Annotated in this window: 25 protein-coding genes and 1 other RNA gene; 21 read left to right on the plus strand and 5 right to left on the minus strand. The window is 63.2% G+C overall.

Annotated elements, in window-relative coordinates; all coding sequences use genetic code 11:
- Positions 1 to 7: 7 nt before the first annotated feature.
- The 6 genes from rpsI (at position 8) to CAG18_RS13220 (ending at position 4430) form a co-directional block, all read left to right on the plus strand.
- Positions 8 to 400: a 30S ribosomal protein S9 gene (rpsI, locus tag CAG18_RS13195; protein ID WP_003260797.1), complete on the plus strand. Its 393-nt coding sequence runs from the start codon at positions 8 to 10 to the stop codon at positions 398 to 400.
- A gap of 263 nt (positions 401 to 663) precedes the next feature.
- Positions 664 to 1257: a ubiquinol-cytochrome c reductase iron-sulfur subunit gene (gene petA, locus CAG18_RS13200; RefSeq protein WP_015271723.1), complete on the plus strand. Its 594-nt coding sequence runs from the start codon at positions 664 to 666 to the stop codon at positions 1255 to 1257.
- Positions 1257 to 2468: a cytochrome bc complex cytochrome b subunit gene (locus CAG18_RS13205; protein WP_003260795.1), complete on the plus strand. Its 1212-nt coding sequence runs from the start codon at positions 1257 to 1259 to the stop codon at positions 2466 to 2468. Before petA ends, CAG18_RS13205 begins: the two co-directional genes overlap by 1 nt.
- The gene (locus tag CAG18_RS13210) at positions 2468 to 3247 is read left to right on the plus strand and encodes a cytochrome c1 (protein WP_013974125.1); all 780 of its coding nucleotides are present in this window, start codon (positions 2468 to 2470) and stop codon (positions 3245 to 3247) included. Before CAG18_RS13205 ends, CAG18_RS13210 begins: the two co-directional genes overlap by 1 nt.
- 117 nt (positions 3248 to 3364) lie before the next feature.
- Positions 3365 to 3988: a glutathione S-transferase N-terminal domain-containing protein gene (locus tag CAG18_RS13215; RefSeq protein WP_015271722.1), complete on the plus strand. Its 624-nt coding sequence runs from the start codon at positions 3365 to 3367 to the stop codon at positions 3986 to 3988.
- A gap of 10 nt (positions 3989 to 3998) precedes the next feature.
- Entirely contained in the window at positions 3999 to 4430 is a 432-nt protein-coding gene (locus CAG18_RS13220) for a ClpXP protease specificity-enhancing factor (protein WP_039613003.1), read from the plus strand.
- A gap of 51 nt (positions 4431 to 4481) precedes the next feature.
- On the opposite strand, the gene CAG18_RS13225 is transcribed toward CAG18_RS13220, so the two are convergent.
- The 5 genes from CAG18_RS13225 to CAG18_RS13245 all read right to left on the minus strand — a co-directional run bounded on the left by CAG18_RS13225 (position 4482) and on the right by CAG18_RS13245 (position 8307).
- Complete coding sequence (locus tag CAG18_RS13225; RefSeq protein WP_003260792.1) at positions 4482 to 4700, minus strand: YgdI/YgdR family lipoprotein; 219 nt, start codon at positions 4698 to 4700, stop codon at positions 4482 to 4484.
- Positions 4701 to 4863: 163 nt separating this feature from the next.
- Positions 4864 to 5442, minus strand: a complete 579-nt coding sequence (locus CAG18_RS13230; protein WP_015271720.1) for a BON domain-containing protein — start codon at positions 5440 to 5442, stop codon at positions 4864 to 4866.
- Positions 5439 to 6032, minus strand: coding sequence for a phosphoheptose isomerase (locus CAG18_RS13235; RefSeq protein ID WP_085721011.1), 594 nt, complete (start codon positions 6030 to 6032; stop codon positions 5439 to 5441). Before CAG18_RS13235 ends, CAG18_RS13230 begins: the two co-directional genes overlap by 4 nt.
- A gap of 86 nt (positions 6033 to 6118) precedes the next feature.
- Positions 6119 to 6490 (minus strand): YraN family protein, encoded by a 372-nt coding sequence (locus CAG18_RS13240; RefSeq protein ID WP_039613002.1) that lies wholly within the window; start codon positions 6488 to 6490, stop codon positions 6119 to 6121.
- Entirely contained in the window at positions 6490 to 8307 is a 1818-nt protein-coding gene (locus CAG18_RS13245; RefSeq protein WP_085721012.1) for a penicillin-binding protein activator, read from the minus strand. Before CAG18_RS13245 ends, CAG18_RS13240 begins: the two co-directional genes overlap by 1 nt.
- Positions 8308 to 8493: 186 nt before the next feature.
- On the opposite strand from CAG18_RS13245, the gene rsmI reads away from it, so the two are divergent.
- From rsmI to CAG18_RS13320, 15 genes are all read left to right on the plus strand, one after another.
- The gene (gene rsmI, locus CAG18_RS13250; protein WP_043935900.1) at positions 8494 to 9369 is read left to right on the plus strand and encodes a 16S rRNA (cytidine(1402)-2'-O)-methyltransferase; all 876 of its coding nucleotides are present in this window, start codon (positions 8494 to 8496) and stop codon (positions 9367 to 9369) included.
- Between the two features lie 67 nt (positions 9370 to 9436).
- Positions 9437 to 9796: RNase P RNA component class A (gene rnpB / locus CAG18_RS13255), an RNA gene on the plus strand.
- A gap of 308 nt (positions 9797 to 10104) precedes the next feature.
- Complete coding sequence (gene mraZ / locus CAG18_RS13260; RefSeq protein WP_004575120.1) at positions 10105 to 10560, plus strand: division/cell wall cluster transcriptional repressor MraZ; 456 nt, start codon at positions 10105 to 10107, stop codon at positions 10558 to 10560.
- Positions 10557 to 11504 carry a 16S rRNA (cytosine(1402)-N(4))-methyltransferase RsmH gene (gene rsmH / locus CAG18_RS13265; RefSeq protein WP_015271715.1) on the plus strand — a complete coding sequence of 316 codons (948 nt, stop codon included), beginning with the start codon at positions 10557 to 10559 and terminating at the stop codon, positions 11502 to 11504. The genes mraZ and rsmH overlap by 4 nt, the downstream gene beginning before the upstream one ends.
- Entirely contained in the window at positions 11501 to 11794 is a 294-nt protein-coding gene (gene ftsL, locus CAG18_RS13270; RefSeq protein ID WP_003260787.1) for a cell division protein FtsL, read from the plus strand. The genes rsmH and ftsL overlap by 4 nt, the downstream gene beginning before the upstream one ends.
- A complete protein-coding gene (locus CAG18_RS13275; RefSeq protein ID WP_178075713.1) occupies positions 11794 to 13536 on the plus strand; it encodes a penicillin-binding protein 2 in 1743 nt (580 codons plus the stop codon). Before ftsL ends, CAG18_RS13275 begins: the two co-directional genes overlap by 1 nt.
- Positions 13533 to 15023, plus strand: coding sequence for a UDP-N-acetylmuramoyl-L-alanyl-D-glutamate--2,6-diaminopimelate ligase (murE, locus tag CAG18_RS13280; RefSeq protein ID WP_170976258.1), 1491 nt, complete (start codon positions 13533 to 13535; stop codon positions 15021 to 15023). The genes CAG18_RS13275 and murE overlap by 4 nt, the downstream gene beginning before the upstream one ends.
- A complete protein-coding gene (gene murF, locus CAG18_RS13285) occupies positions 15016 to 16383 on the plus strand; it encodes a UDP-N-acetylmuramoyl-tripeptide--D-alanyl-D-alanine ligase (protein WP_015271712.1) in 1368 nt (455 codons plus the stop codon). Before murE ends, murF begins: the two co-directional genes overlap by 8 nt.
- Positions 16383 to 17465, plus strand: coding sequence for a phospho-N-acetylmuramoyl-pentapeptide-transferase (mraY, locus tag CAG18_RS13290; RefSeq protein ID WP_015271711.1), 1083 nt, complete (start codon positions 16383 to 16385; stop codon positions 17463 to 17465). Before murF ends, mraY begins: the two co-directional genes overlap by 1 nt.
- Positions 17466 to 17471: 6 nt before the next feature.
- Positions 17472 to 18818: a UDP-N-acetylmuramoyl-L-alanine--D-glutamate ligase gene (gene murD, locus CAG18_RS13295; protein ID WP_061303698.1), complete on the plus strand. Its 1347-nt coding sequence runs from the start codon at positions 17472 to 17474 to the stop codon at positions 18816 to 18818.
- Positions 18815 to 20029: a putative lipid II flippase FtsW gene (ftsW, locus tag CAG18_RS13300; protein ID WP_015271709.1), complete on the plus strand. Its 1215-nt coding sequence runs from the start codon at positions 18815 to 18817 to the stop codon at positions 20027 to 20029. The genes murD and ftsW overlap by 4 nt, the downstream gene beginning before the upstream one ends.
- Positions 20019 to 21098: an undecaprenyldiphospho-muramoylpentapeptide beta-N-acetylglucosaminyltransferase gene (gene murG, locus CAG18_RS13305; protein WP_015271708.1), complete on the plus strand. Its 1080-nt coding sequence runs from the start codon at positions 20019 to 20021 to the stop codon at positions 21096 to 21098. The genes ftsW and murG overlap by 11 nt, the downstream gene beginning before the upstream one ends.
- Positions 21091 to 22539, plus strand: coding sequence for a UDP-N-acetylmuramate--L-alanine ligase (gene murC, locus CAG18_RS13310; RefSeq protein WP_013974110.1), 1449 nt, complete (start codon positions 21091 to 21093; stop codon positions 22537 to 22539). The genes murG and murC overlap by 8 nt, the downstream gene beginning before the upstream one ends.
- Entirely contained in the window at positions 22536 to 23492 is a 957-nt protein-coding gene (locus CAG18_RS13315; RefSeq protein ID WP_015271707.1) for a D-alanine--D-alanine ligase, read from the plus strand. Before murC ends, CAG18_RS13315 begins: the two co-directional genes overlap by 4 nt.
- A gap of 4 nt (positions 23493 to 23496) precedes the next feature.
- Positions 23497 to 24366: a cell division protein FtsQ/DivIB gene (locus CAG18_RS13320; protein ID WP_012274056.1), complete on the plus strand. Its 870-nt coding sequence runs from the start codon at positions 23497 to 23499 to the stop codon at positions 24364 to 24366.

Below are 24366 nucleotides of genomic sequence, written 5' to 3' on the forward strand. Positions count from 1 at the left end.
GTTCATTATGTCGGCGACTCAAAACTACGGCACTGGCCGTCGCAAGACCGCAACCGCTCGCGTATTCCTGCGTCCGGGTACTGGTAACATTTCCATCAACAACCGTTCTCTGGACGTGTTCTTCGGTCGCGAAACCGCTCGCATGGTTGTTCGTCAGCCGCTCGAGCTGACCGAAACCGTTGAGAAGTTCGACATCTACGTCACCGTTTCCGGTGGTGGTGTCAGCGGTCAAGCCGGTGCGATCCGTCACGGTATCACCCGCGCTCTGATGGAATACGACGAAACCCTGCGTGGCGCTCTGCGTCGTGCTGGCTACGTCACCCGCGACGCTCGTGAAGTCGAGCGTAAGAAAGTGGGTCTGCGTAAAGCGCGTAAGCGTCCTCAGTACTCCAAGCGTTAATACCGCTTCGGCAGTCGAAAAAAGCCCGGTTCTTTGGAACCGGGCTTTTTTTATGTCTTGAACTAACCTGTCAGCATGTCCGTGACGACTTGCCGCATAGACGCAGATCAAGCAAAGCGAGGGTTGTAGCCCGTTCCCCGGGTAATCACCTTGTCAGTGTGTGGATTTGTTTCTTACCATGGCGGCCAATTTTTAGTGCCACAGACATTACCTAAGTACAGGCCAGGTCCAACTGGTCAAGCAAGCTGATGGGAGAGGACTGAATGAGCAATGACGGCGTCAACGCAGGCCGGCGCCGCTTCCTCGTAGCCGCGACATCCGTAGTCGGGGCGGCGGGGGCAGTGGGGGCTGCGGTACCGTTCGTGGGGTCATGGTTTCCCAGTGCCAAGGCGAAAGCCGCGGGTGCACCGGTGAAGGTCAATATCGCCAAGGTCGAGGCCGGCCAGCAGATGGTGGCCGAGTGGCGCGGTCAACCAGTGTTCATCGTGCGGCGAACGGACGAGATCCTCGGTAACCTGAAAAAGGTCGTAGGTGATCTGGCTGACCCCGAGTCCAAGGCCTCGGTGCAGCCCACCTACGTCGATCCGCAGGTTCGTTCGATCAAGCCGGAAATCCTCATCCTTGTTGGCCTGTGCACACACCTGGGCTGCTCGCCCACCTTCCGCCCGGAAGTCGCACCCGCTGACCTTGGCCCGAAATGGGTAGGTGGCTATTTCTGCCCGTGCCACGGTTCCCACTACGACCTGGCCGGCCGTGTCTACAAGTCGCAGCCGGCGCCACTCAACCTGCCCGTGCCACCGCACTCTTACGAGTCGGACGAGATCGTCGTCATCGGCGTTGACCAGGAGAACGCATGATGAGCAAGTTCATGGACTGGATTGATGCTCGCTTCCCCGCGACCAAGATGTGGGAAGACCACCTGAGCAAGTATTACGCACCCAAGAACTTCAACTTCCTGTACTTCTTCGGCTCGCTGGCGTTGCTGGTACTGGTCAACCAGATCGTCACCGGTGTGTGGCTGACCATGAGCTTCACACCCTCGGCAGAAGAGGCGTTCGCCTCGGTCGAGTACATCATGCGCGATGTGGAATACGGCTGGATCCTGCGCTACCTGCACTCCACCGGTGCATCGGCGTTCTTCATCGTCGTCTACCTGCACATGTTCCGCGGCCTGCTCTACGGTTCCTACCAGAAGCCGCGTGAACTGGTGTGGCTGTTCGGCATGCTGATCTACCTGGCGCTGATGGCCGAAGCCTTCATGGGCTACCTGCTGCCGTGGGGCCAGATGTCGTACTGGGGTGCCCAGGTGATCATCTCGCTGTTCGGTGCCATTCCGGTGATCGGTGGCGACCTTACCCAGTGGATCCGTGGTGACTACCTGATCTCGGGTATCACTCTGAACCGCTTCTTCGCCCTGCACGTGGTTGCCTTGCCGATCGTGATTCTCGGCCTGGTGGTCCTGCACATCCTCGCCCTTCATGAAGTGGGTTCGAACAACCCCGATGGCGTCGACATCAAGAAGAAGAAGGACGAAAACGGTATCCCGCTGGACGGTATCCCGTTCCACCCGTACTACACCGTCAAGGATATTGTCGGCGTGGTGGTGTTCCTGTTCGTGTTCTGCGCCGTGGTGTTCTTCTTCCCGGAAATGGGTGGTTACTTCCTGGAGAAACCTAACTTCGAGCAGGCGAACGCCTTCAAGACCCCCGAGCACATTGCGCCTGTGTGGTACTTCACGCCGTTCTACGCGATCCTGCGTGCGGTGCCTGACAAGCTGATGGGCGTCATCGCCATGGGTGCGGCCATTGCCGTGTTGTTCGTCCTGCCCTGGCTCGACCGCAGCCCGGTCCGCTCCATGCGCTACAAGGGCTGGATCAGCAAGCTCTTCCTGCTGGTGTTCTGCGTGGCCTTCGTCATCCTCGGCATACTGGGCGTGCTGGCGCCGACACCTGGGCGTACCTTGCTGTCGCAGGTGTGCACGGTGTTGTACTTCGCCTACTTCCTGCTGATGCCGTTCTACACAAGGCTCGAGAAGACCAAACCGGTTCCGGAAAGGGTGACTGGCTGATGAAAAAGTTGATTGCAGTATTTTTGCTGGCAGTGATGCCTGCCTTTTCCTTCGCGGCCGAAACGGGCCTGGAGCTGGACAAGGTCGACATCGACCTGAGCGACAAGGCCGCCATGCAGGACGGTGCGCGTACCTTTGCCAACTATTGCATGGGCTGCCACAGTGCGAAGTTCCAGCGTTACGAGCGGGTTGCCGATGACCTGGGCATCCCCCACGAGCTGATGCTCGAGAAGCTGGTGTTCACCGGTGCCAAGATCGGTGACCACATGCAGATCGGCATGAAGCCCAGTGACGCCAAGACCTGGTTCGGCGCCGCACCGCCCGACCTGACCCTGGTGGCCCGTGTGCGTGGCACCGACTGGTTGTACACCTACCTGCGCAGTTTCTATGAGGACCCGTCACGGCCTTATGGGGTGAACAACAAGGTGTTCCCGAACGTCGGCATGCCTAACGTGCTGGTCGGCTTGCAGGGCAACCAGGTGGTTGGCTGCAAGCAGGTGCAGACCGTGACCGATGGCAAGAAGCAATTCGACCCACTGACTGGTAGCCCGCTGACTCATGAAGCCTGCGACCAGCTGACCATTACGCCGAATTCCGGTACCCTGACGACCGAGCAGTTCGACGAGAAGGTCAAGAACCTGGTGACCTTCCTGGCCTATTCGGCCAACCCGGTCAAACTGGAAAGCCAGCGCATCGGTACCTATGTGTTGCTGTACCTGGCTTTCTTCTTCGTATTCGCCTACTTGCTCAAGCGTGAATACTGGAAGGACGTGCACTGATCACGCAGTAGTTTCTGGTTGTTGAACGCGCCCGTGGTGGCCTGGCAGATCTGCCAGGTCACCACGGGCGCGTTTTCATTTACAGTTTTACAAGCATCCCGTACGAGGAGGCGCTACATGGGCGCAACCAACAGGTTAGCCTGCTATTCCGACCCCGCTGATCACTATTCTCATCGGGTACGCCTCGTGCTGGCCGAGAAGGGCATCAGCGTGCAGGTCATCGATGTCGATCCCGGTCGACTGCCGCCCAAGCTGGTCGAGGTGAATCCTTACGGCAGCGTGCCGACCCTGGTCGACCGTGACCTGGCGCTGTATGAATCGACCGTGGTGATGGAGTACCTCGAGGAGCGTTATCCACATCCGCCGCTAATGCCGGTGTACCCGGTTGCGCGGGGGAACAGTCGCTTGCTGATGCACCGCATCCAGCGCGACTGGTGCTCCCTGGCCGATACCGTGCTCGATCCGCGCAGTAGCGAGGCTGCCCGAACCGAAGCGCGCAAGGCATTGCGTGAGAGCCTGACCGGGGTCTCGCCGTTGTTCGGCGAGTACGCCTGCTTCATGAGTGAGGAGCAAAGCCTGGTCGATTGTTGTCTACTGCCCATCCTCTGGCGTCTGCCGGTGTTGGGTATCGAGTTGCCGCGGCAAGCCAAGCCGCTGCTGGATTACATGGAGCGACAGTTCGCCCGCGAGCCTTTCCAGGCGAGCCTGTCCTCTGTAGAACGTGAAATGCGCAAGCTTTAAGGAGCCGTTGATGAACTCCAGTCGCCCCTATCTGGTTCGAGCACTGTACGAGTGGATCGTCGACAACGATTGCACGCCCCATATGCTGGTCAATGCCGAATTCCCGAAGGTCCAGGTGCCGGACGGTTTCGCCAGTGATGGCCAGATCGTCTTGAACATCTCGCCAAGTGCCGTGCGCAGCCTGCACATGGACAACGACGCGGTCAGCTTCGAGGGCCGCTTCGGTGGCGTGGCTCACTCGCTGTACGTGCCGGTTGGCGCCATCCTGGGTATTTACGCCCGCGAGAATGGCCAGGGTATGGTCTTCGAGCTGGAGTCGTCCATGATGGATGACGATGAGCAGGAAGATGATGATGTGCAGCCGGATGACGATGGCCCGCCAGAGGGTGGTGGCCAGCCGCCACGCCCGACTGGTCGACCAAGTCTGAAAGTGGTCAAGTAATAAAAAAGGCGATCCAACCGGATCGCCTTTTTTTAATTACGCCAGCCCTGCTTACAGGTCGCTGATGGTACGTACCTGGTCCTTGTTGATGCGGGTACGCTTGCCGTCGAGTTGCTGGAACTCATAGAAGCCGGCGTCACGGTCGAACTTCGGTACGTCGACGGCCTGGATTTCACGGCCATCGTTGAGGGTGATCAGGCTTGGTGTAGAGCAGCCGGCCAGGGTGGCGAAAGTGCCGAACAGCAGGGCAGGCAGCAGAAGCTTTTTCATGCGGTGTTTCCTGGATTTCTGAAGGGTGGGGCAGTGTTGTCGCCTGTGCTGGCCTTTTCGCGGGTAAACCCGCTCCCACAGGAATACAACAAGTCTCGAAAGCTGTGAGATCCCTGTGGGGGCGGGTTTACCCGCGAATAGGCCGGTGCAGGCAATCAGTGAATCAGTCGATGTACTCGAACAGCTTGACGATCTTCTGCACACCCGACACGCCCTGTACCACGGCAGTGGCCGAGTTGGCCTCCTGCTGGGTCACCAGGCCGAGCAGGTAAACGATGCCATTCTCGGTAATCACCTTGATGCGCGAGCTGGGCACGGCATTGTCGGTCAGCATCTGGGTCTTGATCTTGGTGGTCAGCCAGGCGTCGTTGTTGCGCGCCAGGATGGAGGAGGGTTGCATCACCTGCAGCTCGTTGTGCACTTTCTTGACGCGCTGTACCTGGCTGGCAGTCTGCTCGGCGAGGCTCTTGAGGTCGGCGCGCGGTGTCTGGCCGGCCAGCAGGACGATGCCGTTGTAGCTGCTGACAACGATGTGCGAACCTTTGTCCAGGTCAGGGCTGGCCTTGGCGATGTTGACCGAAGCCTTGGTTTCGATCAGCGAGTCGTCGATCTTGCTGCCGATGGTGCGCGTTCCGCGATCGTCCTCGATCGGCGAATTGCGGGTAGAGGTCAGTACCGAGCTGCAACCAGTGACGCTCAGGCACAGTGTCAGGGCCATAAGGCCGAGGCGCATAGGGGTCATTCTTCACTCCCGAACAGTTGGCTGTCGATCAGATCACACAGGCAGTGGATCGCCAGCAGGTGGACTTCCTGGATACGCGCGGTAACCGTCGAAGGTATGCGGATTTCCACGTCTTCGGGCAGCAGCAGCGAAGCCATGCCGCCGCCATCGCGACCAGTCAATGCTACGACAATCATTTCGCGGTCATGTGCGGCCTGGATCGCCTGGATCACGTTGGCCGAGTTGCCGCTGGTGGAGATCGCCAGCAGAACGTCACCGGGCTGGCCCAGCGCGCGGATCTGCTTGGAAAAGACTTCGTTGTAGCTGTAGTCGTTGGCGATCGAGGTCAAGGTCGAGCTGTCGGTGGTCAGCGCGATGGCCGGCAGGCTCGGGCGTTCGCGCTCGAAGCGGTTGAGCAGCTCGGAGGAAAAGTGCTGGGCATCGCCGGCCGAGCCGCCGTTGCCACAGGCGAGCATCTTGCCCTCGTTGAGCAGCGCGTTGACCATGACCAGGCTGGCCTGCTCGATGTGCGGTGCCAGGATGTCCATTGCCTGTTGCTTGGTATCGATGCTGGCCTGGAATAGCCGGCGAATTCGGGATTGCATGTCCATCTGGTGACCTTAAGTGGGGCGGTGGCCTTTGCTACGCGCAACAACGACCAGCCCGCGAAACATAGAGCAAAAAAATCGGAATGGGTTCAGCATTCGAAGGCGTTTTTCAGCCATTGAAGCGGTCTGCCTGCATGGTGGCTGCCCTGTAGGGCGACTACGTCGAAGCGGCAGGGGTGGTTGCCCCAGTGGGGCTCCTTCTGCAGGAACAGGCTGGCGGCGAGCACCAACCGTTTCTGCTTGCGCCCGTCGATACTGCCAAGGGCGCCACCGAAGCCCGCGTGCAACCGGTAGCGGACTTCGACGAATACTACTGTATCGGCGTCGAGCATGACCAGATCAAGCTCACCGCCTTTGCATCGCCAGTTGCGCGCCAGCAGTTGCAGGCCCTGCCCTTGAAGATATTCAAGGGCCTGGCTTTCCGCTGCCTGCCCGGCGCTGGTGGGCGACGCTGCTGCCATCAGCGAGGAGTGTCAGGCAGGCGCTGGACCTGGCCACCGACGAACTCGGCCCAAGGTAGCTGGCGCTCGACACGCTGGTTGGCGTTCATGCTCAGGCTGCCCGAAAGGCCCAGTACGCGGTTGTCCGGTAGTGCTTTCAGCTGGCCCAGGCGCGGCGCCAGGCTGTAGGCGTCGACGCCCATGGCATACAGGCGGCCCAGGCTGCCTGCCGCTTGCGGCCATTGCTGCACGACCTGCTGGCGCAGGCTGTTGCTGGTATCGAGCAGCCACGGGGTTTCGCAGAAGCGGATACCGTTCATGTCGTTGTACTGGTTGACGTCACCACTGGCGCTGTACAGGTTCGAGGTGGCGTAGACCGGTACGTCACCGGCGTACTGGAAGTTCAGGGTCGGCTTGATCTGCTGGGCCTGTTGCGGGGTCGAGGCGAGGAAGATGAAGTCGATGTCCTGGCGGCGCGACGGCTGCGCGGCGATGCTGCCACCTACCGTGCTCTGCAGGCTCTTGGCGCGGCCTTCGCTCTGGCGCAGCTGGAACAGGTCGGCAATCTGCTGGGCCAATGCGACCGGCTGGGCGATGCGTTCGGCGGCGAGCAGAGTGCCACCGTTGCCTTCCCAGTCCTGGCGGAAGGCGGCAAGCACACGATCGCCCCATTCGCCGCTCGGCACCAGGGCAACTGCGCGGACCATGCCATCGGCGCGGGCGCGACGGGCCACTTCACGGGCTTCGTCTTCGGCAGCGAGGCCGAACTGGAACAGCTGCGGTGGAGCCTTCTGGCCGGCGTCGGCGTAGTTCAGGGCCAGGGTGGTGATCGGCAGTTGTGGCTTGGCAGCCAGTTGCTTGACCAGCGGTTTTTCCAGCGGGCCGATGACCAGCTGTACGCCTGCGGCCTGGGCCTGGCGATAGAAGTCGTCGAGCGAGCCGATGCGCGAGCTGTCGAATACCTGCACGGCTGGCGCCTGCTGGCCGGCTTGCTGGGCCTGGAAGTGTGCAGCCATGAAACCGTCACGCAGGGCGCGGGCAACACCGGCAAGCGGGCCTTCCTGAGGCAGCAGCAGGGCAATCTTGGTCAGCGGTTGGCTGGCCAGCTCCTTGAGCTTGGTCAGAGCCAGCGGCAGTTGCTGGGCGGCCGGGTGGTCCGGGTGCTGCTTGACCCAGGCGTCGATCGCCGCTTGCTGCTGCTCCAGGGTGCCGGCGCTTTTTACCGCGAAGGCCAGGCTGGTCCAGCCGGCAAGGGTCTGGTCGTTGCCTGGCTGCTGCAGTTGCTCTGCCGGCAGCGAGGCGACCAGTGCCCAGATGGCGTCATTGTTGGCGCTGGCGGCCTGGCCGCTGAGCAGCGGGGCCAGCAGCACGCGCTGTTGCGCGGCGGCGAGGGCCTGGCCATCGGCTTCGAGGGCGGCCGCGTGCACGCTGTAGGTGCGCGCTTGCTGTTCTTGCGGCAGTTCGGCGACGCGCTGCAGGCTGGGGTGGGCCAGGGCAGCCAGGGCAGCCTTGGGCTGGTTGCGGCTCATGGCCAGCTCGGCTCCGAGGGTGCTGGCGAACACTTGCTGGGCCGGCTTGAGCGTGTCCAGCGGCACCTGCTCGAGGATGCGTGCGGCGCGTGGGAAGTCCTTCTGCCTGTAGGCCAGGTCGGCTGCGCTCAGGCGCAGCAGGGCGGCGTCTTCCGCGGACTTGCTGGAAGCAGCCTTTTCGAGCAGTTGCTCGATGCTGGCGTCCGGGGTGCGTGGCAGTTCGCCCAGGCTGGATGAGGGCGAGCTGGCGCAGGCTGCCAGCAAGGCAGCAAGGCAGAGGGCTGTGAACAGCCGCAGGCAAGCGATCATGTAAAGGTCCTGTTACTCGATCAAGGTGGCCGGCAATTGTACCCAAGCGCTGGCCGGGGCGCGATGTTGCCGTGTCGATCCTTCACTATAGGAGGCCTGCCATCGGTCGTCGGCGAAGTTCTTTGCGCCCTGTTGCAGGCGCTCGGGCTACAATGGCGCCTTTGATCCGAACGACAGGTGTGCGCAGTGACTGATGTGGCAGGGGCTTCGAAATCCACGGTGGGGACGCTGTATGTGGTCGCAACCCCTATCGGCAACCTCGACGACATGAGTGCCCGGGCGCTGAAGGTGCTGGCGGACGTGGCCCTGATCGCGGCGGAAGATACCCGTCATTCGATCCGTCTGCTGCAGCACTTCGGCATCGACACGCCGCTGGCGGCCTGCCATGAACACAACGAGCGTGACGAGGGTGGGCGTTTTCTCACCAAGCTGCTGGCGGGCGAGAATGTGGCGTTGGTTTCCGATGCCGGCACGCCGCTGATTTCCGATCCGGGGTACCACCTGGTGCGCCAGGCGCGTGCTGCGGGGGTAAATGTGGTCCCGGTGCCGGGCGCCTGCGCTCTGATCGCTGCGCTGTCGGCAGCCGGCCTGCCGTCGGACCGTTTCATCTTCGAAGGCTTCCTGCCGGCCAAGGCGGCGGGACGGCGGGCGCGCCTGGAGCAGGTAAAGGAAGAACCGCGCACGCTGATCTTCTACGAGGCCCCGCACCGTATCCTGGAATGCCTTGAAGACATGGAAGCGGTATTCGGTGGCGAGCGCCCGGCGCTGTTGGCGCGTGAACTGACCAAGACCTTCGAGACCCTCAAGGGCCTGCCCCTGGCCGAGCTTCGCGCCTTCGTTGCTGGTGACAGCAACCAGCAGCGCGGTGAGTGCGTGGTACTGGTTGGTGGCTGGAGTGCGCCGGAGGGCGAACAGGCGATCAGTGCCGAAGCGCAACGGGTGCTCGACCTGCTGCTGGCCGAGCTGCCACTCAAGCGGGCGGCGGCGCTGGCTGCGGAAATTACCGGGGTGCGCAAGAACCTGCTGTATCAACTTGCACTGGAAAAGCAGAAAGCCGAATAGTGGCATATTGATATAAATGCCGGTATTGCTTGTTCTTGGGCGCGCGTGCCGTTAATCTTGGCGGCGGAGAGTCGATCGGACAGTCGCTGCCTGCTTTTGTTCCGCAACAGTAGGGGGAGGAAAGTCCGGGCTCCATAGGGCAGAGTGCCAGGTAACGCCTGGGAGGCGCGAGCCTACGGAAAGTGCCACAGAAAATAACCGCCTAAGCACTTCGGTGCCGGTAAGGGTGAAAAGGTGCGGTAAGAGCGCACCGCACGGCTGGCAACAGTTCGTGGCTAGGTAAACCCCACTCGGAGCAAGACCAAATAGGGTTCCATCAGGCGTGGCCCGCGTCGGAACCGGGTAGGTTGCTAGAGGCGTCCAGTGATGGCCGTCGTAGAGGAATGACTGTCCTCGACAAAACCCGGCTTACAGATCGACTCTCCACCTTTCCCTCCCTGCTTTATTCGATAGCAGATGCCCTCTGGTAATACCGAAAAAATCTTACTCTTAATAAATCACTTTAACTTCGAACTCCATTCGCCTGCGTGGGTTTGATTTTTCTCGTGTTTTTTTCTGCTCAGTAGTCCTTCCGCATTCCTTTATTGCGCTAAATCTCGGTCCTGTAAGGCTTTTCCTTCCGAACGTGCCTTGACGGTGCTGCGGGCGGATTCCTATAGTGTGCGCAAGTGGCAGAAAGTGGGATGAAGTGGGTTTTCTGGCACAAAAAAGCTAACATTGTGGGGAATCGCAGCCGTGTTCCGCGGAGCCAACGCCGTCAGCCTCGATGCCAAGGGCCGTCTCGCCATGCCGAGCCGGTACCGTGACGAGCTCGATTCGCGTTGCAATGGTCAGCTGATCGTGACCATCGACGCCGTTGACCCCTGCTTGTGTGTTTATCCCCTCGATGAGTGGGAACAGATAGAAGCCAAGTTGCGTGCCTTGCCATCGTTGCGTGAGGAAAACCGCCGCCTTCAGCGTTTGCTGATCGGTAACGCGGTTGACCTGGAGCTCGATGGCAGTGGGCGTTTCCTGGTACCGCCCCGTCTGCGTGAGTACGCCAAGCTCGACAAGAAGGCGATGCTGGTGGGGCAACTGAACAAATTCCAGCTGTGGGATGAAGATGCCTGGAACGCGGTTTCGGCAGCAGACCTTGCAGCTATTCAACAACCGGGCGCCATGCCCGACGAATTGCGTGACCTGATCCTGTGACCATAGATAGCGGCTTCAACCACATTACCGTCCTGCTCGACGAAGCTGTCGAGGCATTGGCCCTGCGCGCCGACGGTTGCTATCTGGACGGCACCTTTGGCCGTGGCGGGCACAGCCGGCTGATTCTCAGCAAGCTCGGGCCGCAAGGGCGGCTGCTGGGTTTCGACAAAGATCCACAGGCGATTGCCACGGGGCAAGCGCTGGCGGCCGAAGACGGCCGCTTTGTCATTGTGCAGCGCAGCTTTGCCGAGCTGGGCGCGGAAGTGGCCGAGCGTGGCCTGGATGGCAAGGTCAGCGGCGTATTGCTGGACTTGGGCGTTTCCTCGCCGCAGCTGGATGACCCCGAGCGGGGCTTCAGCTTCCTCAATGATGGCCCGCTGGACATGCGCATGAACCCGGACCAGGGCATCAGCGCCGCCGAGTTCATCGCCACTGCACCTGAAGAAGAAATAGCCCGTGTGTTCAAGGAGTACGGCGAAGAGCGTTTCGCCAAGCGCATGGCTCGCGCCGTGGTGCAGCGCCGCGAACAGCAACCGTTCACCCGCACCGGCGACCTCGCCGAGGTGCTGAAGGTGGCCAACCCGGCCTGGGAGAAGGGCAAGAACCCGGCGACCCGCGCCTTCCAGGGCCTGCGTATTCACGTCAACAACGAATTGGGTGATCTCGAGGCAGGCCTGGAGGCCGCGATCGATGCGCTGGAAGTGGGCGGCCGCCTGGCAGTGATCAGCTTCCATTCGCTGGAAGACCGCATCGTCAAGCTGTTCATGCGCAGGCTGGCCAAGGGCGAGGCTGACAACCTGCCGCGCAACCTGCCGGTACAGCACAAGGTCTTCGAGCCGAAAATCAAGCTCATCGGCAAGGCTCAGTTCGCTTCCGACGCCGAGCTCAAGGCCAACCCGCGGGCGCGCAGCGCCGTTATGCGGGTGGCGGAGAAGCTGCGGTGAGCAGGCTGTTTGCCAAACCTTTGCCAGGCGGAAGCTTCCTGATGCTTCTGCTGTTCGTTGCCGTGCTGGTTTCGGCCATCGCCGTGTCCTACAGCGCGCACTGGAACCGTCAGTTGCTCAACACGCTGTACGGCGAATTGAACGAACGTGACAAGGCCCAGGCCGAATGGGGCCGGCTGATTCTCGAACAAAGCACCTGGACCGCCGCCAGTCGCATCGAGAACCTGGCTTCCGAGCAACTGAAGATGCGCGTACCTTCGGCTGACGAAGTGCGGATGGTGGCGCCATGATGAAGCTCGAAGGCGCACTCTACCCCTGGCGCTTCCGCGTGGTGATCGGCTTGCTGGCGCTGATGGTCGGTGCCATCTGCTGGCGCATCATCGACCTGCAGGTAGTCGACCGTGATTTCCTCAAGGGGCAGGGCGATGCGCGCAGCCTGCGTCACATCCCTATCCCGGCTCACCGCGGCCTGATCACCGACCGTAACGGTGAACCGTTGGCGGTCAGTACCCCGGTCACCACCCTGTGGGCCAACCCAAAGGAAATGCAGGCCTCCAAGGACCGCTGGCCGCAGCTGGCAGCAGCACTGGGGCAGAACACGCAGCAGCTGACCGAGCGCCTGACCCAGCAGGCCAGCAAAGAGTTCATCTACCTGGTCCGCGGCCTGACCCCGGAGCAGGGCCAGCATGTGCTCGACCTGAAAGTGCCGGGCGTGTATGGCCTGGAAGAATTCCGCCGCTTCTACCCGGCCGGTGATGTCACCGCGCACATGGTCGGCTTCACCGACCTCGACGACCACGGTCGCGAAGGGGTGGAGCTGGCCTATGACGAATGGCTGGCTGGCGTACCCGGCAAGCGGCAGGTGATCAAGGACCGGCGCGGCCGGCTGATCAAGGACATCCAGGTAACCAAGAACGCCAAGGCCGGGAAGACCTTGGCGTTGTCGATAGACCTGCGCCTGCAGTACCTGGCCACCCGCGAGCTGCGCAACGCCATTGCCGAACAGGATGCCAAGGCCGGCAGCCTGGTGATCATGGACGTCAAGACCGGTGAGGTCCTGGCCATGGTCAACCAGCCGACCTACAACCCCAACAACCGCCGCAGCATGTTCCCGGCCGCCATGCGTAACCGCGCGATCATCGACGTGTTCGAGCCGGGCTCCACGGTCAAGCCGATCTCCATGAGTGCGGCACTGGAAAGTGGCCGCTGGAAGCCGACCGACAAGGTCGAGGTGTACCCGGGCAGCCTGCAAATTGGTCGCTACACCATCAAGGACGTGTCCAGGAGCGAAGGCCCGATCCTCGACCTGACCGGTATCCTGATCAACTCCAGTAACGTCGGCATGAGCAAGATCGCCTTCGACATCGGCGGCGAGGCCATCTACCGGGTCATGTCCCAGGTCGGCCTGGGTCAGTACACCGGCCTTGGCTTCCCCGGCGAGCGCGTCGGCAACCTGCCCAACCATCGCGAGTGGCGCAAGGCCGAGACTGCGACCCTGTCCTATGGCTATGGCGTGTCGGTGACCGCCCTGCAGCTGGTGCATGCATACGCGGCGCTGGCCAACGACGGCAAGATGGTGCCGCTGTCGATCCTCAAGGTCGACAAGGCCCCGGAAGCGGTGCAGGCCATTCCGAAGGAAACCGCCGAAACCATTCAGGGCATGCTGCAGCAGGTGATCGAAGCGCCGCGCGGGGTGTTCCGTGCCCAGGTTCCGTTCTACCACGTGGCCGGCAAGTCAGGTACCGCCCGTAAGGCCACCGTCGGTTCCAAGGGCTACACCGAAAACGCCTACCGCTCGCTGTTCGCCGGCTTCGGGCCGATGAGCGACCCGCGCTATGCCATCGTCGTGGTAATCGATGAGCCTGGCAAGGGCGGTTACTTCGGTGGCCTGGTTTCGGCACCGGTGTTCAGCAAGGTCATGTCCGGCACTCTGCGCCTGATGAACGTTCCGCCAGACAACCTGCCTCCATCGGCACCTGTAGAACAATCGCAAGTCAATGCTGCTGCAACCGCCAAGGGAGGGCGTGGATGATGACAATGCCATTGAGCAAGCTTTTCGCTCACGCCAGCCGTGACCCGTTGATCCGTGAACTGACGCTGGACAGCCGCAATGTGCGTCCGGGTGATCTGTTCCTGGCTGTTCCGGGCGCCAAGGTCGATGGCCGCGAGCATATCGCCGATGCCCTGGCGCGTGGCGCTGCCGCTGTAGCCTATGAAGAGCAGGGCACGAGCGTCCTGCCTATCACCGATGTGCCGCTCATCCCGGTCAAGGGCCTGATCGCCCAGCTTTCGGATATCGCAGGTCGCTTCTATGGCGAACCGAGCCGCCAGCTGAACCTGGTGGGCGTTACCGGTACCAACGGCAAGACCAGCGTCACCCAGCTGGTGGCCCAGGCGCTGGACTTGCTTGGCCAGCGTTGCGGCCTGATCGGCACCCTGGGTACCGGCTTCTATGGTGAGCTGCAGAGTGGTCGCCTGACCACGCCCGACCCGATCGCCGTACAGTCGACCCTCAACGACCTCAAGAAAGGTGGCGCCAAGGCCGTGGCCATGGAGGTTTCCTCCCACGCCCTGGAGCAGGGCCGGGTCGCCGCTCTGGAATTCGACATCGCGGTCATGACCAACCTGTCCCGCGACCACCTGGACTACCACGGCAGCATGGAGGCCTACGAGGCCGCCAAGGCCAAGCTGTTCGCCTGGCCGAGCCTGCGTTGCCAGGTGGTCAACCTGGATGACGATTTCGGCCGTCGCCTGGCCGCCGATTTTGCCCGCCGCCCGAGTGTCGACCATATCGAGACCCGGTTGCTCAGCTACAGCCTGGAGAACCCGGAGGCCTCGCTGTACTGCCGTGAAGCCGTGTTCAATGACGATGGCGTGCGCGCCACCCTGGTCACCGCCCAAGGCGAACGTACCCTGCGCAGCCAGTTGCTGGGCCGCTTCAACCTGAGCAACATGCTCGCCGCCGTGGCGACCCTGTTGGCGCTGGACTACGCGCTGGACGAAATCCTCAAGGTCACCCCGCAGCTGCAGGGGCCGATCGGCCGCATGCAGCGCCTGGGTGGGGGCGACAAACCGCTGGTGGTGGTCGACTATGCGCACACGCCGGACGCCCTGGAGAAAGTGCTCGAAGCCCTGCGCCCGCATGCGCACGGCAAGCTGCTGTGCCTGTTCGGCTGCGGCGGCGACCGAGACCGCGGCAAGCGCCCGCTGATGGCCGAAGTGGCCGAGCGCCTGGCCGACCGCGTGCTGGTAACCGATGACAACCCGCGTACTGAAGACCCGCTGCGCATCTTTGATGACATCCGCCCGGGTTTCGCCAAGCCTGCCGAGGTCGAGTTCGTTGCCGGTCGTGGCGAAGCCATTGCGCACCTGATCGCCACCGCCGCTGCCGACGATGTGATCGTGCTGGCCGGCAAGGGGCACGAGGATTACCAGGAGATCAATGGCGAGCGCCATGATTTCTCCGATTTGACCGAGGCCGAAAAGGCACTTGCAGCCTGGGAGGCTCCACATGCTTAAGCCGATGTCACTCAGCCAGCTGACCAAAGCGCTGGGTGGTCAACAAGTCGGTGCCGACGCCACCTTCACCGGCGTCAGCATCGACAGCCGCAGTGTTGGCGCCGGGCAACTGTTCGTGGCCCTGGCCGGCCCGCGCTTCGATGGCCACGACTACCTGGCCGATGTGAAGGCCAAGGGCGCTGTCGCTGCCCTGGTCGAGCGTGAAGTGGCCGATGTCGACCTGCCGCAGCTGCTGGTCGCCGATTGCCGCCTGGCCCTCGGCCAGCTTGGCGCGCTGAACCGTGCTGCATTCGACAAACCGGTGGTGGCCATCACCGGTTCCAGCGGCAAGACCACGGTCAAGGAGATGCTCGCCAGCATCCTGCGCACCCGTGGCCTGGTGCACGCCACCCGCGGCAACCTGAACAACGACCTCGGCGCGCCGCTGACCCTGCTGGAGATCGCTCCCGAGCACAGCGCCGCGGTGATCGAGCTGGGCGCCTCGCGCATTGGCGAGATCCGCTACACCGTCGGCCTGACCCGGCCCCAGGTGGTCATCATCAACAACGCCGGCACCGCCCACGTTGGCGAGTTCGGCGGCCCGGAAAAGATCGTCGAAGCCAAGGGCGAGATTCTCGAAGGCCTGGGCGAGGGCGGTATCGCCATCCTCAACCTGGACGACAAGGCCTTTGATATATGGAAGGCACGTGCCGGCGCGCACAAAGTCTTCAGCTTTGCCCGCAACAATCCAAAGGCCGATTTCCATGCCTCTGACATCGGCCGCGATGCCCGTGGTTGCCCGTCGTTCAAGCTCCATGGCGCTGGCGACACGGTAGACGTGCAACTCAATGTGCTCGGTGAGCACAACGTCAGCAATGCCCTGGCCGCCGCTGCCGCTGCCCATGCCGTTGGTCTGAGCCTGAGCGGCATCGCCGCAGGCTTGGCTGCCGTGCAACCGGTCAAGGGCCGTACCGTGGCGCAGATCGCGCCGAACGGCGTGCGGGTGATCGACGACAGTTACAACGCAAATCCCACCTCCATGTGCGCGGCCATTGATATACTCGCCGGCTTTTCCGGGCGCACCGTCTTGGTGCTTGGGGATATCGGCGAACTGGGGCAATGGGCGGAAGAAGGCCACCGTCAGGTGGGTGACTACGCGCGTGGCAAGGTCGACGCCCTGTACGCAGTGGGTTCCAACATGACACACGCGGTCAAGGCATTCGGAGCCAATGGCCGCCATTTCGCTACTCAAGCTGAGCTGATCGACGCGGTTGGCGCCGAGAATGCCAGCGACACCACTATCTTGATCAAGGGCTCGCGCAGTGCTGCGATGGAAAACGTCGTGGCGGCATTGTGCGGTGCCAGCGGGGAGAAACATTAATGCTGCTGCTGTTGGCCGAGTATCTGCAACAGTTCCACAAAGGCTTCGCGGTCTTCCAGTACCTGTCCCTGCGCGGGATTCTGGGTGTGCTGACCGCGTTGTCCCTGGCGCTGTGGCTGGGGCCGTGGATGATCCGTACCCTGCAAATACGCCAGATCGGCCAGGCCGTGCGTAACGACGGCCCGCAATCGCACCTGTCCAAGTCCGGCACCCCGACCATGGGTGGGGCGCTGATCCTGTCCGCCATCGCCGTCAGCACGCTGCTGTGGGCCGACCTGACCAACCGCTATGTGTGGGTGGTGCTGATCGTTACCCTGGCATTCGGTGCCATCGGCTGGGTCGATGACTACCGCAAGGTGATCGAAAAGAACTCGCGTGGCCTGCCAAGCCGCTGGAAGTACTTCTGGCAGTCGGTGTTCGGCCTGGCTGCAGCCGTCTTCCTGTACAAGACCGCGCCGACCAGCGTCGAAACCACGCTGATCCTGCCGTTCATCAAGGATGTCACCATTCCGCTGGGCATCGGCTTCGTCGTGCTGACCTACTTCGTCATTGTCGGTTCGAGCAACGCGGTCAACCTCACTGACGGCCTCGACGGCCTGGCGATCATGCCGACGGTGATGGTCGGCGGCGCCCTGGGCATCTTCTGCTACCTGTCGGGCAACGTGAAGTTCGCCGAATACCTGCTGATCCCCTATGTGCCGGGCTCGGGCGAGCTGATCGTGTTCTGCGGCGCGCTGATCGGTGCCGGCCTGGGCTTCCTGTGGTTCAACACCTACCCGGCGCAGGTATTCATGGGTGACGTCGGCGCGCTGGCGCTGGGCGCCGCGCTGGGCACCATCGCCGTGATCGTTCGCCAGGAAATCGTGCTGTTCATCATGGGCGGCGTGTTCGTCATGGAAACCCTGTCGGTGGTGATCCAGGTTGCCTCCTTCAAGCTGACCGGCAAGCGCGTGTTCCGCATGGCGCCGATCCACCACCACTTTGAACTCAAGGGCTGGCCAGAGCCACGGGTGATCGTCCGCTTCTGGATCATCACCGTGATCCTGGTGCTGATCGGCCTTGCAACCCTGAAACTGAGGTAGATGAGCGTGTCCTTGATCGCTTCCGACCAATTCCGCATCGTTGTCGGCCTCGGCAAGAGCGGCATGTCCCTGGTTCGCTTCCTGGCGAGCCGGGGCATTGCCTTTGCGGTCGCCGACACCCGCGAGCAACCGCCGGAACTGGACACCCTGCGCCGTGATTACCCGCAGGTGGAAGTGCGCTGTGGTGAACTGGACGTGGACTTCCTGTGCCGCGCCAACGAGCTGTATGTCAGCCCCGGCCTGGCCCTTGCCACCCCGGCCCTGCAGCAGGCGGCCGCGCGTGGGGTGAAGTTGTCCGGTGACATCGAACTGTTCGCCCGCCACGCCAAGGCCCCGATCATTGCCATCAGCGGCTCCAACGCCAAGAGCACCGTCACCACCCTGGTGGGCGAAATGGCCGCCAAGGCGGGCAAGCGCGTGGCGGTGGGCGGCAACCTCGGTACCCCGGCGCTGGACCTGTTGGCCGATGATGTCGAGCTGTACGTGCTGGAACTGTCCAGCTTCCAGCTGGAAACCACCGATCAGCTCAACGCCGAAGTGGCCACCGTGCTGAACATCAGCGAAGACCATATGGACCGCTACAGCGGCCTGCCGGCTTACCACCTGGCCAAGCACCGGATCTTCCGTGGTGCCCGCCAGGTCGTGGTCAACCGCCAGGATGCCCTGTCCCGGCCGCTGCCGGTGGAAGGCCGCCCATGCTGGACCTTCGGTCTCAACCAACCGGATTTCAAGGCCTTCGGCCTGCGTGAAGTGGACGGCGAAAAATACCTGGCGTTCGAGTTCCAGGCGCTGATGCCGGCACGTGAGCTGAAGATTCGTGGCGCCCACAATCAGAGCAACGCCCTGGCGGCTCTGGCTCTGGGGCACGCTGCCGGCCTGCCGTTCGAACCGATGCTCGAGGCACTGCGCGAGTTCGGCGGCCTGGCCCACCGTTGCCAGTGGGTGCGCGAGCGCAACGGCGTGAACTGGTACGACGATTCCAAGGCCACCAACGTCGGTGCTGCCCTGGCCGCGATCGAAGGCCTGGGTTCCGACATCGAAGGCAAACTGGTGCTGATCGCCGGTGGCGACGGCAAGGGCGCCGACTTCGCCGCGTTGCGCGAGCCGGTCAAGCGCTTCTGCCGCGCCGTGGTGCTGCTTGGCCGTGATGCCGAGCGCCTGGCCGAAGCCCTGGGCGATGGCGTGCAACTGGTCCGCGTGAAGTCTCTCGACGAGGCTGTACAGCAATGCGCCGAACTGGCCCGGCCGGGTGATGCCGTGCTGCTGTCGCCGGCGTGTGCCAGCCTCGACATGTTCAAGAACTTCGAAGAGCGCGGGCGCCTGTTCGCCCAGGCAGCGGGAGGCCTTGCATGATCTTTGGCATCCTCAAGCCCTATCCGTCGCCGCTGATCAGCGGCCGTGGCATCGACCTGGACTTCGCGATGCTCGCCGGCTGCCTGGCTTTGCTGGGCCTGGGCCTGGTGATGATCACGTCGGCGTCCTCGGAAGTGGCTGCGGTGCAGTCTGGCAACCCGCTTTACCACATGTTCCGCCACTTGGTGTACGTGTTCCTCGGCCTGGTCGCCTGTGGCGCCACCATGCTGGTGCCGATCGCCACCTGGCAGCGCATGGGCTTCCTGATGCTGCTGGGGGCCTTCGGCCTGCTGGTGCTGGTGCTGGTGCCGGGCATCGGCCGCGAAGTGAACGGTTCCATGCGCTGGATCGGCTTCAGCTTCTTCAACGTGCAGCCTTCGGAAATTGCCAAGGTGTTCGTGGTCATCTACCTGGCCGGCTACCTGGTGCGCCGGCAGACCGAGGTACGCGAAACCTGGATGGGCTTCTTCAAGCCATTCATCGTGCTGCTGCCCATGGCTGCCCTGCTGCTGATGGAGCCGGACTTCGGTGCCACCGTGGTGATGATGGGCGCGGCGGCGGCCATGCTGTTCCTCGGCGGGGTGGGGCTGTTCCGCTTCAGCCTGATGGTGGTGTTGGCGGTCGTTGCGGTGTTCGTCCTGGTACAGGCGCAGCCTTACCGTATGGCGCGCCTGATTACCTTTACCGACCCGTGGTCCGACCAGTTCGGCTCGGGCTACCAGCTGACCCAGGCGCTGATTGCCTTCGGCCGTGGCGAGTGGTTCGGCGTTGGTCTGGGCAACAGCGTGCAGAAGCAGTTCTACCTGCCTGAAGCGCACACCGACTTCGTGTTCTCGGTACTGGCCGAAGAACTTGGCGTGGTCGGCTCGCTGCTGACTATTGCTCTGTTCGTATTCGTGACTGTGCGTGCCCTGTATATCGGCCTGTGGGCGGAAAAAGCCAAACAGTTCTTTGCCGCTTATGTTGCGTTCGGCCTGGCCTTCCTGTGGATCGGCCAGTTCCTGATCAACATCGGTGTGAACGTCGGCCTGCTGCCGACCAAGGGCCTGACCCTGCCGTTCCTCAGCTACGGGGGCAGCTCGCTGGTGATCTGCTGTGCCTGCGTGGGCCTGTTGCTGCGCATCGAGTGGGAAAGCCGTACGCACCTGGGTAGTGAGGAGCACGAATTCAGCGAAAGCGATTTTGCCGAGGAGACCAATCATGGCCGCTGACGGCAGGAACGTACTGATCATGGCGGGCGGAACCGGGGGCCACGTGTTCCCGGCCCTGGCCTGCGCTCGTGAATTCCAGGCGCGCGGTTACAGCGTGCACTGGCTGGGCACCCCGCGTGGCATCGAGAACGAACTGGTGCCCCAGGCCGGCCTGCCGTTGCATCTGATCCAGGTCAGCGGCCTTCGCGGCAAGGGCAAGCTGTCGTTGCTCAAGGCGCCGTTCACCCTGGTCAAGGCCGTGCTGCAGGCGCGGCGTATCGTGCGTGAGCTCAAGCCGGTATGCGTGGTCGGCTTCGGTGGCTATGTGACCGGCCCAGGCGGCGTGGCCGCACGCCTGTGCGGCGTACCGCTGGTGATCCACGAGCAGAACGCGCGCGCCGGTACTACCAACCGCCTGCTGCTGCCGCTGGCTGCGCGTGTTTGCGAAGCCTTCCCGGCCACCTTCGCCGCCAGCGACAAACTGCGCACCACCGGCAACCCGGTGCGCCCGGAGCTGTTCATGGACGCCCTGCGCGCGCCGCTGGCCGAGCGCCGTGCGCGCCTGCTGGTGATGGGCGGCAGCCTGGGGGCGGAACCATTGAACAAATTGTTGCCTAAGGCCCTGTCCGAAGTGCCCCCCGCGCTGCGGCCAGAGGTATTCCACCAGGCCGGCAAGCAACACGCGCCAGCCACCGCCGAGCGTTATCGCGAGGCGGGCGTCGAGGCTCAGGTAGAGCCCTTCATCAAGGACATGGCCCAAGCCTATGGCTGGGCCGACATTGTGGTGTGCCGGGCCGGCGCCTTGACCGTCAGTGAGCTGGCGGCAGCGGGCCTGCCTTCGATGCTGGTGCCATTGCCCCATGCGATCGACGACCACCAGACCCACAACGCCCAATATCTGGCCCGGGAAGGCGCTGCCTTCCTGATGCCACAAGCGACAACTGGCGCAGCGCAGCTCGCTGAACGCCTGAACGAGGTGCTGATGCAACCCGAGAAACTCAACGTCATGGCAGGCACCGCACGGCGCCTGGCCAAACCTGCCGCAACCAGCACCGTGGTCGATATCTGCCTGGAGGTGGCCCATGGTTGAAAGCCAGAAAGCCATGCCCCAGCCAAAGATGGGCCGTATCCGCCGTATCCACTTCGTCGGTATCGGCGGCGTGGGCATGTGCGGCATTGCCGAAGTGTTGCTGAACCTGGGCTATGAAGTGTCCGGTTCCGACCTGAAGGCTTCGCCGGTCACCGAGCGCCTGGAGTCGTTCGGCGCCGAGATCTTCGTCGGCCACCGTGCCGAGAACGCCGCCACCGCCGATGTGCTGGTGGTGTCCAGCGCCATCAACCCGGCCAACCCGGAAGTCGCCACCGCTCTCGAGCGGCGCATTCCGGTGGTGCCGCGTGCCGAGATGCTCGCCGAGCTGATGCGCTATCGCCATGGCGTGGCCGTTGCCGGCACCCACGGCAAGACCACCACCACCAGCCTGCTGGCCTCGGTGTTCGCCGCTGGCGGCCTGGACCCGACCTTCGTCATCGGTGGCCGCCTGACCGCTGCCGGCACCAATGCCCAGCTGGGTACCAGCCGCTACCTGATTGCCGAAGCGGACGAGAGCGATGCGAGCTTCCTGCACCTGCAGCCGATGGTGGCCGTGGTCACCAACATCGACGCCGACCACATGGCGACCTACGAAGGTGACTTCAACAAGTTGAAGAAAACCTTCGTCGAGTTCCTGCACAACCTGCCGTTCTACGGCCTGGCCGTGATGTGCCTGGACGACCCGGTGGTGCGCGAGATCCTGCCACAGGTCAAGCGCCCGACCGTGACCTATGGCTTCAGCGACGAGGCCGACATCCGCGCCATCAACGTGCGCCAGATGGGCATGCAGACCCACTTCACCGTGCTGCGTCGTGATCGCGAGCCGCTGGAGGTGTCGGTGAACATGCCCGGCAACCACAACGTGCTCAATGCCTTGGCCACCATCGCCATCGCCACCGACGAAGGCATCACCGACGAAGCCATTGTCCAAGGCCTGTCCGGCTTCCAGGGCGTCGGCCGCCGCTTCCAGGTGTACGGCGAACTGCCGGTCGAAGGCGGCAGCGTGATGCTGGTCGACGACTACGGCCACCACCCGACCGAAGTGGCTGCGGTGATCCAGGCCGTGCGCGGCGGTTGGCCAAGCCGTCGCCTGGTGATCGTCTACCAGCCGCACCGCTACAGCCGTACCCGCGACCTGTACGACGATTTCGTCCAGGTTCTGGGCGATGCCAACGTGCTGCTGCTGATGGAGGTCTACCCGGCCGGCGAAGAGCCGATCCCCGGCGCCGACAGCCGCCAGCTGTGCCACAGCATCCGCCAGCGCGGCAAGCTGGACCCGATCTACATCGAGCGTGGCGTCGACCTGGCGCCGCTGGTCAAGCCACTGCTGCGCGCCGGCGACATCCTGATCTGCCAGGGTGCCGGTGATGTCGGCGGCCTGGCCCCTCAATTGATGAAAAGCCCGCTGTTCGCTGGCGCCAAGCAGGAGAAGTCGAAATGACCAGCGCCTACGACAAGCTGCACTCGACCCTGGACGTCAAGGCGTTCGGCCGCGTCGCGGTGCTGTACGGCGGCAAGAGCGCCGAGCGCGAAGTGTCGCTCAAGTCCGGTGCCGCAGTGATCGACGCGCTGACCACCGCCGGTGTCGACGTGGTCGCCATCGACGTGGGTGACGACCTGCTCGACCGCCTGCAAAGCGAGAAGATCGACCGCGCCTTCATCATCCTCCACGGCCGTGGCGGTGAAGACGGCAGCATGCAAGGCCTGCTCGAGTGCCTGGGCATCCCCTACACCGGCAGTGGCATCCTTGCCTCGGCACTGGCCATGGACAAGCTACGCACCAAGCAAGTGTGGCAGAGCCTGGGCATTCCGACCCCGCGCCACGCGGTGCTGGCGAGCGAAAGCGATTGTTTGCAGGCCAGTACGGAACTGGGCTTCCCGCTTATCGTCAAACCCGCCCATGAAGGTTCCAGCATCGGCATGGCCAAGGTGAACAGCGCCCAGGAACTGGTCGCCGCCTGGCAGGATGCCGCCCGATACGATTCCCAGGTACTGGTGGAGCAGTGGATCCACGGGCCGGAGTTCACCGTCGCGGTATTGCGCGGCCAGGTGCTGCCGCCGATCGCCCTGGGTACGCCGCACGTGTTCTACGACTACGACGCCAAGTACATCGCCAACGATACCCAGTACCGCATTCCCTGCGGCCTGGACAGCGTCAAGGAACAGGAACTGATCGACCTGACCGCGCGTGCCTGCGATGCCATCGGCATCGAAGGCTGGGGGCGGCTGGACGTGATGCAGGACGAGCAGGGCCGGTTCTGGCTGCTCGAAGTCAACACCGCACCCGGCATGACCGACCATAGTCTGGTGCCCATGGCGGCCCGCGCGGCCGGCCTGGACTTCCAGCAACTGGTGCTGGCGATCCTGGCCGAGAGCGTGGCGACGCGAGGTTAAAACCATGCAAGGCGCGATGATACGTCAGCAGCAACCCGTTACCGGCCGTAGCAAGCCGGTGCCGCGTGGTGCCAGCCGTCTGGTGGCCGACGAGCCCGTATCGGCGCGCCTGCCGCGGCCAAGCCTGGGTGGTCTCAAGCGCCTGCTGTGGCCGGTGCTGCTGGTGGCGGCCGGGTTTGGCGCCTACGAGGGCGCCATTCGCCTGATGCCGTATGCGGACCGGCCGATCACCAAGATCGACGTGCAGGGCGACCTCAGCTACATCAGCCAGCAGTCGGTGCAGCAGCGTATCGCGCCCTATGTGGCAGCGAGCTTCTTCAGTGTCGACCTGCCGGCGATGCGCGCAGAGCTCGAGCAGATGCCGTGGATCGCCCACGCCGAAGTGCGCCGGGTGTGGCCCGACGAGGTGGTGATCCGCCTGGAAGAACAGTTGCCGGTAGCGCGCTGGGGTGACGAAGCCTTGCTCAACAACCAGGGCCAGGCCTTCACCCCGCGCGAACTGGCCAACTACGAGCACCTGCCGCAGCTGGCCGGGCCGCAGCGTGCTCAGCAACAAGTCATGCAGCAGTATCAGGTATTGAGCCAGATGCTGCGCCCCCTGGGCTTTTCCATCGCTCGCCTGGAGCTGCGCGAGCGAGGCAGCTGGTTCCTGACCACGGGCGCGAGCAGCGCCGGGCCGGGCATCGAGCTGCTGCTGGGGCGCGACCATCTGGTGGAGAAGATGCGCCGTTTCATTGCCATTTACGACAAGACACTCAAAGACCAGATCACCACTATCGCCCGCATTGATCTGCGTTACTCCAACGGACTTGCCGTTGGTTGGCGGGAACCGATTGCACCGACGACGGCCCAACCCGCCGTTGCGAAGAATTAG

This window comes from Pseudomonas sp. B22(2017) (genome assembly GCF_002113105.1).
GTDB lineage: Bacteria > Pseudomonadota > Gammaproteobacteria > Pseudomonadales > Pseudomonadaceae > Aquipseudomonas > Aquipseudomonas asiatica.